The sequence below is a fragment of the Gammaproteobacteria bacterium genome, from assembly GCA_019748175.1.
GTDB lineage: Bacteria > Pseudomonadota > Gammaproteobacteria > JAIEPX01 > JAIEPX01 > JAIEPX01.
Genome location: JAIEPX010000020.1, coordinates 40,821 through 56,606, shown reverse-complemented (window position 1 = coordinate 56,606; position 15,786 = coordinate 40,821). Strand labels below are relative to the sequence as shown.

The window sequence follows — 15,786 nt, the reverse complement described above, 5'->3', positions numbered from 1 at the left end:
CAGTTAGCGCAATAACAAAAGAACATAGCAAAATCAAATAGATTATATTGCCCTTAATATGCATTAACACTCGCCTGACTCAAGCCGACCATATAGATCGCTATTGACTTTATATATGCCTGGAAGTATCATGAAAAAATATGCAAATTGTTGGTATATCGGAGACCACTTATGCGTAAATGCCTAGCAAACTATAATAATTCCAAAACTAAATTACGTAGTAATTTTTTTACTCCAAAAATTTGTAAAAGAGGGCTATCCATTACGGAAATTGCAGCAGGCGATGAAAATTCTCGAATGTATTCAGTTGTGAATAATTTAAATCTTGCAGAATACCCTTCCATCCCTTCATACACCATAAATGAGCTTTATATTCAAAGATCTATGGAGAGCTTTTTTTCTGTGCTAAAGGCTGATTCTTTGTACATTTTAGTCGAGAAAGCTATTGCTAAAAATTCTCGTGTTGAATTCAGAGGCCAGGGGCACATCACTAGCTTTGTAACAAATCAAAACCGCGAAGTTGATAAGGATTTAACTGTCAGTCTTAGACCCGGAGCTCCAGTAAAGGTAAAAATCGGTGATGAATATGGACCAATAAAACTGACCTACTCTTATGCATACCTTAACAAAGACAATACTACTGAAGAATCCATCAGAGTAAGGCATGTGCAATTTGCTCCATTGGAATTCGAGCTAATGAATGTCTTAAATGAAGCCATGTCTAAGACTCAGGTAGAGCGATTTTTAATTGAATTGCCTTTACACACTTTAAATACCAAACTTAAAGACCATATCACTCAAACTAAAGACCTTAAAGAGACTTTATTAAGTAAATGGTTTATAATACTCGATGGCCATGTGGGCGGAAAACCCTTCAAATCTTTAAATTGTGTAACTGGATTTTATGGCCGATTTTTTCTCCGATCAACGACTACCAATCCATCTCCGCAGATGGCAGCCTGGAGTTATTTGGCACATTCTTTTGGTACAACCTATAGAGATAAGTTCATTAGCGGCACTAAGTTAAGAGCACCTGGAGTTGAACGTACGTATGATGATAAACCTGAGCAAATAACAAAAGAAGAGCTATCATCTCTGCAAATGAATCAGTAGTATTGTTTAAATGTAACAGGGGGAATGAAAAATGGCGAAATTAAAATATCTCATCAGCAGAAGCTTCTCTACTTCAAAATCTGCTATTTTTTTTAATTCAAAAAACTCACTGAAATGGCCTGTTCCTGATGGGTGGGTCAAAATGTCTCGTACAGAGCGAATTAGTTATGCCCTAGATGAATTTGACCCTGACTCTCCTGAAATAGCTTATTACAAAGGTGTTGGACTTTTAGACATGAGTCCCGAGCTGCATGGGAAATCTATCGCTGCTTTTAACTTAGCTCTTCAACTTACTGACGGTAGATTCTGGAGTGCTAGTATTCAATTAGCTGAGATTTACGCAAAAGAAAATAATTTTAATATGGCTTGGCAAGTTTTACTTGATGCCGTTCGCACTCTGCACAATTCAATTAAATCCGAAGGTTATTCTCCGGAAGATATTAGAGCATTAATGCTCTTTAACAAGAACCAGCCAAAATACCAAAAGAAATCGCTACCACACGGATTAGCTAATGAGCATTCTGAAGAAAAAATCTGGCTTTATTGTTGGCGAGCCTCTTATTATTTGGCGCAAGTAGGAGATCTAAAAGGCGCCTATAGCACTCTACTGCAAGGAAAAGACCATTTGGAAAGTGCTCTTTCCAACAATGAATTTGATTTTGAATATTTGAAAAATTTATTACTTTACCCTGAAGACACTAAAGAGACATCATTATTAATGAAACATACTTAGACCTATTCTCTATATAGCAATTTGCAGGAAGGCCTTAATAAGACGACGATAAGGAAGGGTCGGATCTAATATAATCTCGACAGATCCAGTTGAATTTTTTCTTGAATAGCAGAAGCCTCATCATAATCATCAGGCAACAATTCCACTCGCTCTGAATTTGAATCACGCCTTTTCACACTAACCGCAATTTCTTGTCTAAAAAATCCTACAGTGGCAATAACATTCGCAGCACTAATTAGGCCAGTAATCGTTGCGGAAGGCCAAATCACACCGAAATAGTCATAAAAGAGTCGGTTACTTAAACGATATAATGTTGCTGCTGAAATACCTACCTTTACAGCGGTAGCAAAAAAAGTATTGATTAACCAAAAGCCGCGGGAACAAGAATTGTCCGTAGCATTTGAATTCACACGAGATATTCCCAGGAAATTCGATAAAAAATTATCCATGATAGCCAGATATGATTTGTAATTTGCCGCAGTGACGCTGGCGGTTCCTAAAAATAATCCTGTATAAGATAATTTTGGTTGGGCAGCAACCCATCCCCAAGTGACCATAAACTGGTGCGCAGAATTCGAATATAACGCTGCGTTTTGCATACTATATCCAGCTGAACCAGAGTGCTGAAGAACACGGTATGTATTACAACAACAACCAGGCCTACAGCAACCTGTAGGTGGAGCAGCATTTAACTCATCATCACTGCGCGCAAGCGCTAATTGATCAGTAGGATTAGTGCGTGGATCTTGCGCCTCTGGATCTACTGACATCATAACTACGCGTTGCTGAAACGATTCTAATTCTACAGCGTCTTCATCTGAATTAGGATCGTCATCTTCTGATTCATCAGAGACGTTTTGATTTTCCGGTTTTTTACTGGCATTACCTTGATTAAAAAAAGCGACTGTTGCGAAAAGATTTAATAAAGCAATGATGAATACAAGGCCACCCGCAGGCCATGAAGTTTCAAAAGAAAATAACCAAAATAAAATGCCATCAATGACTAAGAACAAGGGATAAATAGAAATTCCCGCTTTAAAAATCGAAGCTACTACAGCAACAAAAACCCAAAATCGTTTCGAAGGATCTTCTGCAATTTCTTGTAAATCTTGTTCTAATGAATTCAAAATATCTTGTTTTTGACTCTCAGAAAAACAAGGTAGTCCGGATAAAAATTTTTCCATGATGGCGAGATAGGATTTGTAATTTCCAAGTGTAACCCAACCCGTGACAAGAATCATTACAATTACTGACACCACAAGACCAGGCATTGTTTTGACCCAACCTGCAGCCAACATCCAACGATAGGCTGTATCCGCATATAAAGCTGCATTTTCTACGCTATAACCTGAAGTACCAATATGCTGGAATAAACATTTGAGATTACAGCAACTGCGTGGAGAGCAACAACGAGGTCCTCGGGAATTTCTGTCTAATTCGCGATATTCTAAGCGTCGTCTGGGATTATCAGAATCACGATGCCCCTCAGCTTCCTCATCAGGGTTATACACAGGCTTTGAAAATATTTCGAAATCGCTTCCACGCATTATTATCTCATTAGTATTTGATTTTTATTTAAACTCAAAAAACCCTCTGGATTTTTTATTCAGAAATCGCGAGAAATTCCGGCAAGCCCTCATTAATTACATTGGCATAATTCACACTGATGACCTTCAATTCTTTACTTCTTGTATCAAAAGTATTTTTTAACACCTGATCAGCAAAATAAACAGTTCGCTGCAGAGACAACAACGAATCTTTTGTTTCAAGATAACTTCCTAAAAACACCGCGGAGAATAAATCACCCGTCCCGTTTGGAGAGGTTTCAAAAATATATTCATTTGCTTTAACAGCGTGAAATAAATTGTCATGCGATATTACCACCGACAATCCATTAGAAAACAGATCGGAAATTTTCACACCTGTGATCACAACTATTTTAATTCCTAAGCCATGAAAATATTGAGTGGCTTTTTTAAGATCATTAATATTTTCAATTTTCATGCCAGACAATGTTTCTGCTTCAAATTGATTCGGAGTGATAATATCTGCCCACAAATTTGTTTTAAAAAACTCTAATACTTCTGGCTTAACATAACAACTTGTGTTTCCAATAACAGGATCACAGAGATAAAGTAAATTAGGATTTTTTAATTTGAGATTCTTAACAATATCTTGCACTTCATAGCAGATATCTCGACTTCCCATGTAACCAGACAGAATCGCTTCACACTGATTCATCACACCTAAATCTTCAAGACCATTAACAACACTTCGAATATGCTCAGGGGAGAAAATCTCTCCTTGCCATTTACCATATCCGGTCTGATTTGAAAATTGCACGGTGTTAATAGGCCAAACATCGTAACCCATAGACTGCAATGGAAATACGGCCGCTTTATTGCCAACGTAACCATATGCCACATGTGATTGAATTGATAATATACTCATGACTTACCTCCGCTACTAATCGCTATATTAATAGGATATCACTTTTAAATCCAGATAGATAAGCCTCACAGGAAATCTCAGCCTCTCCTGCTTAAGGATTTTGGGTGTTTTTTGTCTCTCAATGCATGGCTCGGGGGGAGAATCACAATTCTCTCCCCCAAAACCCCTCATCGTGAAAGGAAGTTCTTCTAATGCTTGGATGCAAATGATTTAAAACAAGCTATAATATAAGCATATGACAAATAAAATGGAGTCGCTGTAATGATGAACTATCGCCCCTGGACAGCCTTATTGATATTGGCTTTTACCGCATCTGCTCAAGCTTTTGCACAAACTCCAAAAGCCGCACAGACACCGCCTCCTGCAGTAGCAGACACTCCTGCGGGAAATAACAACTCAGCAGCGAGTACGAAAGCAGCGGCTTCTAATGTACCTGTCGTTTCTCAAGAAACTGCCGCAACAACCAGGACTACCAAAAATCTGTATTGTCCTGAAGTCGGCAAGCTCATGAAAAAAGAGATGTTCTGGGGTGCTCCTGGGGGCTGGAAAAGCTATTCACAATCCTTTGTTGATGTCATTGATAGCTTTAGCGGAGCCCAATGGGTTGGCGTCAACGTTGGAAAAATGCTATGCGTCTACAAAGGCAAAGGATCTTTCGAATTCCCGGTTGTGCTTCAAAATGACACATTAACACCTGTTCCCGAAGGGCAAAAATGGGTTAAACAATCTGGCGGGTACATCAACTGCTTATCAGGCGATGTATTAGACTGCCCTTTCAAATTCGAAGAAACCACTACCGACATTAAAAATGTTTATAAAGAACTCGATTTTTTCAAAGGAAAATCGGACTACCTAAAGGATGACTCTTCCAGAACTCAACCATAAATCTTCAGGCATTCTCGCTAAATCAGGAAACTCCTTCCTTTTTATTAATGATTTAGTTTGATACTATTCTCTCCTTACTTCTGTAACGACTGAGATTTCACCATGAAAAAACTGATTTGCGTCATGCGAGCAATAATTGCCATTCTGATTATCGCCATCAATATGTTAACAACTCCTGTGTTAGTCATTTTCTTGGCTTTAATTACAAAAATAATGCCTATTAATTCTTTAAGGAAAATACTTTATAAGCTCTCTCATAAAATATTGCCCGATTTCTGGGTAAGTATTAATTGTTTCGCGATGGATGTTGCTAGCTCAACAGAATGGGAAATTATTCAAAAGGGGGAGCTTTCTCGAGACGGCTGGTACTTCCTGATGAGCAATCATCAATCATGGTTAGATATTTTGGTTTTACAGAGAGTTTTTCTCAGAAAAACCCCCATGCTTAAATTTTTCATGAAACAAGATTTGCTTTGGACATTACCAATTGGCGGCCTTGCCTGTTATGTTCTCGATTTCCCGTTTATGAAACGTCACAATAAAGAATTCTTAAAAAAACATCCCGAACAAAGAGATAAAGATATTGAAACCACTCGGAAATCCTGCGAAAAATACAAATACCAACCTATTGCCGTTATGAATTATGTCGAAGGCACAAGATTTACAGAAGAAAAACATCGAATACGAAAATCACCCTACCAAAATTTATTACCGCCAAAAGCCGGCGGCATTGCTCTTGTACTGGCAACAATGAGTGACTACATGCAAAATATCATTGACACAACCATTGTTTACCATACAAAAACGCCGTCTTTGTATGATTTTTTCTTCGGTAAAATAAAAAAAATTACGGTTTATTACGAAGTGCTTCCCGTGCCAAAAGAACTTTTAGGTGATTACTATCACGACAAAGATTTTCGTGTTTCTTTTCAACAATGGCTAAATAAAAGATGGCAACAAAAAGATCAATTACTGAATCAAATTCGAAAACAAGAGCCTTAATTAGCTGCCAACTGCAGGCCCTGACGATAACAGGACATCGCCAATGTTTGATCATTGAGCTGCTCATAAACTTGCCCTAAGTCATGCAAGATGCCAGGGGAGGGTTCTAATTCACGCGCCTTAACGAGATAACCTTGTGCCTTACCCCACAAGCGATTTCGAATACATAATTTGCCTAAACACACAAATAACCCAGCATCATTCGGATGTGTTTTCAACCAACCTTCCGCATGAGACAATTGTTTTGCTGGATTTGCCGATGGCACTTTTGCAAACTGACGCAATAATTTTCTGTCCCATTGATGATTCAGCGCTTTGGTAATTAATTTTTCTGCGGCTGAAATATCTTGATAGGCTAATAATGAATCCGTGTACTTCACTAACAAATCAGGATCTTCATGCAAATAACGAGGGACATCACTCCAAATATCTGGCAACTCATCTGCCGTTGCACCGGGCAATTGCTGAGTCAACAACGCCAAATACAGTTGTTTTTCCAACGCTTGAATTTCTTCTTGAGTTAAAACATCTTTGCGACGCAATTCAGGCAATAAAGATTTCACTTGATTCCAATCACCTAAATCCACATAGACTTTTTGAAGCAATTTGAGCACTTGCGGATGTCGAGGTACTATTCGATTTAAATGCTCTAAAGTGTCCCTCGCTTGCACTAACTCATGTGTATCTAATTGTAATTCAGCACGAGTTAAACCTACCGCAACTTGTGCATCATCGGTACTCATTAAAGCTTGTTGTAAATATTCATCTCGTTTTTTAACATCTTTACGACCCTGCGCTGCATTCGCTGCCGCTAAATAATTGATGAGCGGTGATTCTGCGTCGGTTGCAGATTTTAATAATGACTTTTCTGCTTCACGCCAATTCCCTTCTGCTAGCAAACGCAATCCATGAGTTGTCAGTCGTTGCGAATGATTAAGACGTCTCTGACGAAACCAATGTCGAATTCTTTCAGGAAGATTTCCAAGAAATGCGAGTAATTGTGTCAGCTTATAAAAAACCAATACGCTTCCAAGAATCACAAAAATAGCAACCCAAAGTGAGGTTTCTACAGCCCAATTTTGATAGGTAATTAATACATAACCAGGGCTTGCATGCATTTTTAATCCTATCGCGATAGATAGAAATAAAATGGCAAAGTAGATTAAAAATCTTTTCATGAGCTGATCACCTCAGGCTCAGTTGGATCTTGGGGTTTAGCTTTGAGTGGTGCAGCAGGCGCTGGCACCCCTGGCGAAGACTCAGAATTCGAGGACTTTTCTTTTGGAGCATTAGACGAAGCCGGCGCATTCTCAGAGCTCGATTCACCGGAGTGAGATGATTTAGAGAATTCTTGATGTCTGTTTTGTATCTCATGATCAACCAGAGCAACAGTGTCGGATAAATCGGGTAGTGTAGGCTTGATATCCAATTTTCCTAATTCAGTTAAACCCGTAATTACAGCACCAGTCATTTCATTTGCAGTAAAAAAGCGCCCAATCCAATCTTTAGCTTGATTCAACGCATCAGAGTAAACTTTAGGCTCCCGATGCAACACTGCCCATTGCGCCAACCCCAACTTCAATTGAATATTACCCACTAAATTGGAATGTTGTTCGGGTGACAATAAAGGCTGGACAGGTTCATTCAAATGCTGAACAACAATGACTTTTTTTAATTCAGAAAAACTTGCCAATAATTTCTCTTTCCAAGCTGGATTGAGTTGAGTATCCGTCACAGGGTTAGCTGGGTTAGCCGTTGCAGATATTTTTACTTCAGGCATAACAGGTAATGAATTAATTGTATCACTTAATGCATTCAAACGTAGCAGTACACCTTCAGCATCCAATGCTTTTATGCCCTTTATTGCTGTAATATTTGATACTAGTGCACGACGAATATCGGCTAATTGCGGCGATGACAGCCCACTGATTCGTTGCTCTGCTGTCTCTAACATCGTCAAAACAATTTTAACATCACCCACATATTGAGCATTATAATTCGCTAATCTTACCAAATAATCCACTTCAACCAAAACGGGACTCACCGGATCTTGTGCATTAGCAAGTCGAAGTTGATCTAAACCTGAAACTGCATTGTGTAAAGCGATTTGCTGTTGAGATGCTTGCGCTGAGAGCGCTTGAGTACTCGCCTGAAGTCTTTGTACATTTTCGCTTTGTGAAGAAAGTTGCTTTAAAATTTGCTGATAATTTTGAGCACTGATAATGATCATAGTCGCTGAAATCACGGCTATTGCCAAGGCAACCAACGACATTATTTTCCACAAAGGAGATGGAGCCTTAGCCACAACGACATCCTTAACTTCAGACATATTCTATTCCTTTGAAATCAACCGATAAGCAAGGATAAGGCCTCACATGAATAATTGCAATATCAACAACAACCGGAATTCTTAAAATCTATGCAAAATAAATCATAGAATCACCGAATCTGAACTCAAATATCGCGCAATTTCCTCGAGAATTGCCCCATCACTCGCATTGTCAGCAACGAGCACGGTGTGAAATCCTTTGGCTTGAGCAATCTCTGCTATTCTCTTACTCACAACCATCAATGGAATTTCAAAGTGCTGCCCAAACCCCTTTGATAGACTCAATAAATTCTCTAAACTTTCAACGCTGGTTGATATAATAATTTTAGACCCATTTTGCGAATAAAATTCTTTCAAAAGTGTTACATCTTGAATGGGACACAGACGTTTATACACAGCGACTTTTTCAACATGCGCTCCGCGCTCCGATAAAATGTCTTGCAAAAATTCTCGCCCACCTTCTCCTGCTAAGACAATTATTTTTTTATTTTTTACCGACTGAAAAACGGGTAATTCCAATAATCCTTCACTACGATAATCCCTCATAGGAACCCAATCGCACAAGATTCCTGCTTCAGATAAAGCCTGTTGAGTAGACGTTCCTATTGCGGCCACCTCGCATCGATTGGGTATATTTATTTGATGCGAGAAAACTTCTCTCACTGCATTGGCACTCGTAAATACAACGATATCTGCATTTTCCAATCGATTTTTTAAATGTCCCCAACCACCCGCAGGTTCCACAGAATGAATCTCCAGCGTTGGAAAAACTACCGGTCGGCCCCCGAGTTCAGCTATTTTTAAAGCTAATTTCTCCGACTGTTCTCGAGGACGCGTGACTAAAACTGTTAGATCGTTCAAGATATTCAATACCATACATAGTTTTACAAAAATAATTTATCCCAAAGAGCATCAACGTGCGATTTTACTTCTGGACTCATTTCAATAGGATGTCCCCAAACGCGTGAAGTTTCTCCTGGCCATTTGTGCGTCGCATCAAAACCCATTTTTGATCCCAATCCTGCAACAGGCGATGCAAAATCTAAATAATCTATTGGAGTATTTTCAATAATCACGGTATCGCGATGCGGATCCATGCGCGTTGTCATTGCCCAAATAACATCTTGCCAATTTCGCGCGTCAATATCATCGTCAGTTACAACAACAAATTTTGTGTACATAAACTGAGTTAAAAATGACCACACTCCCATCATCACGCGTTTTGCGTGACCAGGATAGGCTTTTTTAATTGTGACAACGGCCATTCGATATGAGCATCCTTCAGGGGGCAAATAAAAATCCTGAATTTCTGGAAATTGTTTTCGCAGTAATGGAATAAATAGTTCATTTAATGCCAAACCAAGCACAGCAGGTTCATCGGGAGGTCGGCCTGTATAAGTACTATGATAGATTGGATCCTGACGATGCGTAATGCGCTCGATGGTAAACACCGGAAACTGCTCAGTTTCATTATAATAACCGGTGTGATCACCAAAAGGACCTTCAGTCGCCATTTCACCCGGCGCTATATAACCCTCTAAAACAAATTCTGCGCGCGCAGGAACCATTAAATTATTGGTCATGCATTTCACTAGTTCGGTCTTTGAGCCCCTTAATAAACCGGCAAATGCATACTCAGAAAGATGATTGGGTATAGGAGTAACGGCCGCGAGCAAGGTAGCAGGATCTGCTCCGAGCACCACTGATACAGGAAATTTTTCACCACGATTTTGCTTTTGCCATTCTTGAAAATCCAACGCACCACCGCGATGCGCCAACCATCGCATGATCACTTTATTTCGACCGATCACTTGTTGACGATAAATCCCCAGATTTTGTCGGCTCTGATTCGGCCCTTGAGTGACGACCAAACCCCATGTGATCAACGGCCCAGCATCACCTGGCCAGCAGGTCTGAATAGGCAGGCGCCCTAAATCCACCTCGTTTCCTTGCCAATAGTGGGCCTGGCAAAGGCCTGAGCTCATCACTTTTGGCGACATTGCCATGACCTGCCGAACGAGCGGAAGCTTTTGCCACGCCTCCTTCAAACTTTTGGGAGGCTCAGGCTCTTTGAGCATAGCCAATTGCTCACCAAGCTCACGTAATTCACTCAACTTTTCACAACCCATACCCAGAGCGACTCGTTCGACCGTGCCAAATAAGTTAGTCAATACGGGAGTATCATAATTCTTGGGGGTTTCGAACAATAAGGCAGGGCCTTGAGCTCTTAGGACACGATCACTGATCTCGGTCATTTCTAGACAGGGATCGACGGGCACGCAGATGCGTTGCAGTATATTACGCGCCTTCAGTTGATCAACAAAATCTCTTAAATCTTTATAAGCCATAGCTGCAGTCTAAGGGGGGCAAGGAGAGGGGTCAAGTCTAAAATAAAGGGGTCGGGTCTCCCGTTGGCTATATTGCAGATAGCCAACGGGAGACCCGACCCCTTTATTACTCTACTGGGCAATTTCACAAAATAATGCTATAGTTTAATCTACTGAATAAAGTTACGAGTGAGTACAAAATGAAATCAATAATTCCAGCATTACTAGTCGCCAGCCTCGCAGCACCTGCATTTGGCTTCCACGTTATTAATCAAACCAAGGGATGTATTTATGTAAAAGAATACGCCCATATCTTTAATCGCTACAACGAACATGTTCTGAGCGGGCAAATGGGAACTTGCGACCCCACATTAACGCGCTGTACCGGTCAATTAGATCTTCGCGTCATCAAACATAGCGATGGCTCAGACATTCAAATGGAAGAGCCCATTTGCACTTGGGCGGGGGATGTTGGTAATGGCACAGGAACTTTCACAGTCACGCCAGTCACAGGGATTACACCAGGCGAAGAGGGCTCTTGCAGGCTTCAATACCACAAATAACTTATTAGCAGCCGATTGGGAAGAAAAAGCTAAGTCCTAAGGTTGCTAACTGAGTGTCAGGCGCTTGATGTGAATCACTCTTTCGATTACCAAATACATGAAGATAAGAAACATCCATCGCAATATTTCTATTAAAATTGTACGCGAAACTGATACCTGCCGCGGGTCTAGTTTCTGTCGAAAACTCGTGAGCAATACCTTGAGCTCTTCCAACATCAGTTGGATCAATGTCAATGAACATGACAGCAGCCCCAAGCTTTAAATCAGCCCTAAAATGACTGCAAAAAATTGGGCTTCCCAATCTCAAAAGGAGATCCAATTGTTCAGTGCGAATCCGACCTGCATCATGGGTTAAATCAGTCTCCGTATAGAAAACCCCGCCCAATTCTAAACCGACATATTGATTAAATTGATTTCCAAGATAGATCCGACCGGCAATACCATCTTCTCTAATATCCAATCTTGAAAACAATGCTTTATTGTAAGACGTATTACCATACCCAAACTGAAGTCCGACATTCACACCAGAAGGATCATAGTAAGAAAATGATTGAGCAGAAAAAAAAGCTGCGATTAATACAACAAAAGTGAATATCCATTTATTTTTTGCCATCCGTGTCTCCCTACTAGTGGCCCATAGACAATAGGGGCTAATACTAGCCTACCCGCGGACTTTCTACAACTGTTCTTCATTGAAAAGCGCGCGGACTAAAATTCATAGAATTTTTCGATAAACAAACACAGAGCTAAACCCCCAGCTCATGGCATAAGTTCCGCTTTCTATTAGCTCAAAAACATCACTTTCGAGGTGACGTGTAACGATAATTAAACGAACCCCTATCGGCAACTGAGATAATTTAGCTATAAGCTTATTCCAATCGTCATCACAAAAACATGTTGCGTTTAAAAAGAATATATTTCCATCAGAAAAATCTACTTGCAACAAATCACCTCGAATAAATTCAATATCAACCTTATTTTTCTTAAAATAACCATCATCAGTTATTAGCTGAATAAATCGGTTTTTTGATCTTAAGCAAAACTCAAACATGGGACTCAGTAATTCAACGCCTTTAGCCCTCAAAAAAGGAAAACAAAGTGATGCACAAAATACGGCTTTACCTGCCCCGCACCCTAAATCGTAAAAAACCTCACCCGATACAGGTAAAGTTAAGCTTAACAAATGCGCAAAAGAGCGGATTACAATTTCACCGTAAGTGAACTGCCCGCCTTCGATATGATTCTCTTCTCGATAGCGCACAGAAATATAATAAGGATTTTCTTCACCAGAATATAATTTGGCTACTAATTCTTCTACACGTTGAACGCGCGAATCAAACAAGGACATCTTAATCTTCTTGATTACTTTTTTCGATACTGCGCGAAGCGCCAAAACTCCACACCCAATAAACACACATATATAAAAAATTTCATTCCATGACACAAGAGACATCATTACATCCCACTAACTGGCAGAATTCCAAAAAATCTAGTTCGTATTACTACGTAACGCCATACAAAAAAAGATAGTTTACCCTAATGCCAACTTGATGAATAGATCAGCACTCTGAGATCTTGAAGCACCTGGGATCTGACTCATTTTAACGACTCAACAAACTGGAGCATACTATGAAATTCTCACCCTTTGACTTGGATCATCATATAACAAGACACAATCTATATGAAGACACAACGCTCAAACGCAACGAATTTGATTTTCTCCGAGCATTATCGCCCGAAAGCATTCGCGCATATAAATCTGCGCTCGATCTTTTTAAACATTCAAGAAACCTTGGAGCCGAATCATTTAGCTCAAAAGAAGCTACTTTTTTAACCACAGTCATTAAACAGCTATATGACAAAGACTATCAAAGCGCTCATTTCTCAGTGTATCAATTAAATGAAATTCCAAAATTAAACAACATTAGCTCTTGGCACTTAGAACAACAAAAGCAGTTAAAAAACGCCGGGCTATGGAATGATATTCTCTCTAAACAAAAATCATCACGTGAAAAGAGTCAACTGTTACCTTTAAAGCAACAATGGCTTTCAGATGAGACCCATTACGCCTCTCATAATGTCAACGCATTATGGTTTGTCGCTAACAACATAGCGGATTTTTTCGAACAATATCATTACTATGCAGCAGCTGAATATCTTCAACATAGGCGAAAGATCTCTAAAATTATCGCTTCCGATTATGGTGAATATTTAGAACACGAAAAGAAGAAATTAATAGAATTCAGAATTGAGCTAAGTCAAGTTATGTTGACTAGACTACAACTTGCCGCGGCAACAAACAACATTACCTACGGCGATCATATTCATTATACCACTCAGTTTTTGCATAATAGCGGTTTATTTACTCAAGATTTTGACATACCGAAACCACAGAGCAATGATTTATCTCCGGAATATTTTCAAAAATTTATAGAATACATCCTGAAAAACGGGAACGAAGCACAACGACTGTCACTCTGCAATCTAGGAATTTTTACTTGTGATGATGAGTATATTGCCTGGAGAAACAAAAAATCTATGATATTAGTTCCGGCGTCTTTTTACAAAAGAAGGCTAGTACCAGATTCGGAACCTTGGTTTCCCGGTATTTTTGTCTATCGTAATTTCCGTTATCAATTTATGGAAAAAAATGTTTGGCTTTTCTCTAGCATCCGTTCACTATCAAAACATCCCATCGAGATTGATAGAATATCCGATATTCTTACACATCTAAAGTCATTAGAAGATAAATTACAAACTTCAAATAATGAAATGCTAGATAAAAATTTTAGCGGACTACAGAAGTTCTTCCACTATTATACAGCACTCTTTACCCTGGAATGGTCAAGCTACTTCACTGAATCCAATATAGATATTACTAAAAAGAGGATCTCTATCCTTGAAAAGATATTCGGCCATTATGAACACAAAAAAACACTGGATGTCGATATCAACATTATATTTCAAATCATCAAAGAAATAAGCCGATCAATACACACGACCACTATCTCACAAGAAGATTGCGAGCGCTTTTACGTAGTCAAATCTAAATTATTAGAAATCAAAAAATCTATTAGCACCCAAACCCCGAAAAAAGAAGACCTCAAGAAATTACAAGATCTAACAGTGTTGCCACACAAAAATCAATCTTACAACCCTTTTGGCGAGCAAAAAATCGACCAAAAAAGCACAGAATCACCACTCTCAACAAATCCTTTTGACGAAATTTGCAACACTCAAACAAAAGTTGACAGCTCACTATTCGAGTTAATTAAGACTATTAAATTAATGGAATTAGACAACGGAAATTTCGATGAAATACTCCTCGGCATAAAAAATACAATGCAATCAACCATAAAAGACAATTCTCCTGATAAACAAGAAGCCCTAGAGGTAGCTAACAATGAATTATTTACACAACTGATCAGACATTGCGCAGGCATAAAAACTTTTGCCGAATATGAAAAATACCATAAGAAATACCTTGCTATTGAAGAATTGCTTTCAAAATATTCACCTGAACACATCAGCTCTCGCATAAAAGACCTAGCGTCACTGCGCTCCAAAGGGAACTTTTGGTTTTTATATCAACTCAAATGCCGCAGTTATATTTCGAGTTTCGATAAAGGCATCAATAAAGTGGCACAAAATATTATTGCCCATTCGGCAGTATTCAATTCACAACCACCTGAAAAACTCATTGAGCCCTGCGCTCCTCATGAAAAACTCAACAATTAGGGAGAATCACATGGATATCCGCACCAAATACATATTGGCCGTTTTAGGCGAAATGAAGAAATATCTTGCACAACATTTTATTTCCTACAATGTCGCACCCAAAGAAATTGCCGATGAGATCCAAATCATTGCTGAACGAATCAAGAAGACGACGGACCCCCTCCAAATTAGATCATATTTATTAAATTACATTGGATCAACATCATCTTTCTGGCGTACGATAGCCCCGTATACTTTCCACAATAAACTACTTTCAACTCTCGAAAATCTTGTTCACTCGGATGAATTCTCTATTCAATCTATTCATATTGCGCAAATGACTCAGCTTCATGAACATTATTTAGTAAAGCAAAAAGAATTAATAGAACCTCTGCAACTTGAAATCTATAGATTACAAAACACGTGCGAAACCCTTCAAAAAACAGTAACAGGATTGCGCGAAGAAAACGCTCGTTTAAGAGTCGAAAACGACTTTTTCCTGAAAGAAATAGAATCGCTCCACGAAACAGTTACAGCTGAAAAAGAAAATAAAATTAAAGAGATCAATAGTAAAACAATAACCGCAACTGTTAAATCTGCCAAAGCACCTTCAGAATCGAATGGCAAAACACAAAGCCCAGTTTTGTAATTATATCATTGCTAGAG

15 protein-coding genes are annotated in these 15,786 nt (G+C 39.1%); 7 read left to right on the top strand and 8 right to left on the bottom strand.

Annotation, left to right across the window (positions count from 1 at the left end; translation table 11 throughout):
• The first annotated feature begins 171 nt into the window (after positions 1–171).
• Together K2X50_08805 and K2X50_08800 are read left to right on the top strand one after the other, a co-directional pair.
• The gene (locus tag K2X50_08805; GenBank protein MBX9587343.1) at positions 172–1,113 is read left to right on the top strand and encodes a hypothetical protein; all 942 of its coding nucleotides are present in this window, start codon (positions 172–174) and stop codon (positions 1,111–1,113) included.
• Positions 1,114–1,144: 31 nt separating this feature from the next.
• On the top strand, positions 1,145–1,846 hold the full coding sequence (locus K2X50_08800; protein ID MBX9587342.1) for a hypothetical protein: 702 nt from the start codon (positions 1,145–1,147) through the stop codon (positions 1,844–1,846).
• Between the two features lie 65 nt (positions 1,847–1,911).
• Here the strand turns inward: K2X50_08800 and K2X50_08795 are convergent, their stop codons facing one another.
• Positions 1,912–3,393, bottom strand: a complete 1,482-nt coding sequence (locus K2X50_08795; GenBank protein ID MBX9587341.1) for a hypothetical protein — start codon at positions 3,391–3,393, stop codon at positions 1,912–1,914.
• A gap of 55 nt (positions 3,394–3,448) precedes the next feature.
• Positions 3,449–4,297, bottom strand: a complete 849-nt coding sequence (gene pdxY / locus K2X50_08790; protein MBX9587340.1) for a pyridoxal kinase — start codon at positions 4,295–4,297, stop codon at positions 3,449–3,451.
• A gap of 261 nt (positions 4,298–4,558) precedes the next feature.
• Here pdxY and eirA point away from each other — a divergent pair, with 261 nt between their 5' ends.
• On the top strand, positions 4,559–5,182 hold the full coding sequence (eirA, locus tag K2X50_08785; GenBank protein ID MBX9587339.1) for a T4SS-associated protein EirA: 624 nt from the start codon (positions 4,559–4,561) through the stop codon (positions 5,180–5,182).
• Between the two features lie 102 nt (positions 5,183–5,284).
• On the top strand, positions 5,285–6,184 hold the full coding sequence (locus K2X50_08780) for an acyltransferase (protein MBX9587338.1): 900 nt from the start codon (positions 5,285–5,287) through the stop codon (positions 6,182–6,184).
• On the opposite strand, the gene K2X50_08775 is transcribed toward K2X50_08780, so the two are convergent.
• From K2X50_08775 to ubiD, 4 genes are all read right to left on the bottom strand, one after another.
• Positions 6,181–7,362, bottom strand: coding sequence for a heme biosynthesis protein HemY (locus tag K2X50_08775; protein ID MBX9587337.1), 1,182 nt, complete (start codon positions 7,360–7,362; stop codon positions 6,181–6,183). The genes K2X50_08780 and K2X50_08775 overlap by 4 nt on opposite strands.
• Positions 7,359–8,513 (bottom strand): uroporphyrinogen-III C-methyltransferase, encoded by a 1,155-nt coding sequence (locus K2X50_08770; GenBank protein ID MBX9587336.1) that lies wholly within the window; start codon positions 8,511–8,513, stop codon positions 7,359–7,361. The genes K2X50_08775 and K2X50_08770 overlap by 4 nt, the downstream gene beginning before the upstream one ends.
• 102 nt (positions 8,514–8,615) lie before the next feature.
• On the bottom strand, positions 8,616–9,374 hold the full coding sequence (locus K2X50_08765) for a uroporphyrinogen-III synthase (protein MBX9587335.1): 759 nt from the start codon (positions 9,372–9,374) through the stop codon (positions 8,616–8,618).
• A 23-nt stretch (positions 9,375–9,397) separates the two neighbouring features.
• Entirely contained in the window at positions 9,398–10,861 is a 1,464-nt protein-coding gene (ubiD, locus tag K2X50_08760; GenBank protein MBX9587334.1) for a 4-hydroxy-3-polyprenylbenzoate decarboxylase, read from the bottom strand.
• A gap of 179 nt (positions 10,862–11,040) precedes the next feature.
• Here ubiD and K2X50_08755 point away from each other — a divergent pair, with 179 nt between their 5' ends.
• Entirely contained in the window at positions 11,041–11,403 is a 363-nt protein-coding gene (locus tag K2X50_08755) for a hypothetical protein (GenBank protein MBX9587333.1), read from the top strand.
• 4 nt (positions 11,404–11,407) lie between these two features.
• On the opposite strand, the gene K2X50_08750 is transcribed toward K2X50_08755, so the two are convergent.
• Together K2X50_08750 and K2X50_08745 are read right to left on the bottom strand one after the other, a co-directional pair.
• Complete coding sequence (locus K2X50_08750) at positions 11,408–12,016, bottom strand: outer membrane beta-barrel protein (GenBank protein MBX9587332.1); 609 nt, start codon at positions 12,014–12,016, stop codon at positions 11,408–11,410.
• A 102-nt stretch (positions 12,017–12,118) separates the two neighbouring features.
• Complete coding sequence (locus K2X50_08745) at positions 12,119–12,847, bottom strand: class I SAM-dependent methyltransferase (protein ID MBX9587331.1); 729 nt, start codon at positions 12,845–12,847, stop codon at positions 12,119–12,121.
• A 185-nt stretch (positions 12,848–13,032) separates the two neighbouring features.
• On the opposite strand from K2X50_08745, the gene K2X50_08740 reads away from it, so the two are divergent.
• Together K2X50_08740 and K2X50_08735 are read left to right on the top strand one after the other, a co-directional pair.
• Positions 13,033–15,141, top strand: coding sequence for a hypothetical protein (locus tag K2X50_08740; protein ID MBX9587330.1), 2,109 nt, complete (start codon positions 13,033–13,035; stop codon positions 15,139–15,141).
• A 10-nt stretch (positions 15,142–15,151) separates the two neighbouring features.
• Positions 15,152–15,769, top strand: a complete 618-nt coding sequence (locus K2X50_08735; protein MBX9587329.1) for a hypothetical protein — start codon at positions 15,152–15,154, stop codon at positions 15,767–15,769.
• Positions 15,770–15,786 lie beyond the last annotated feature (17 nt).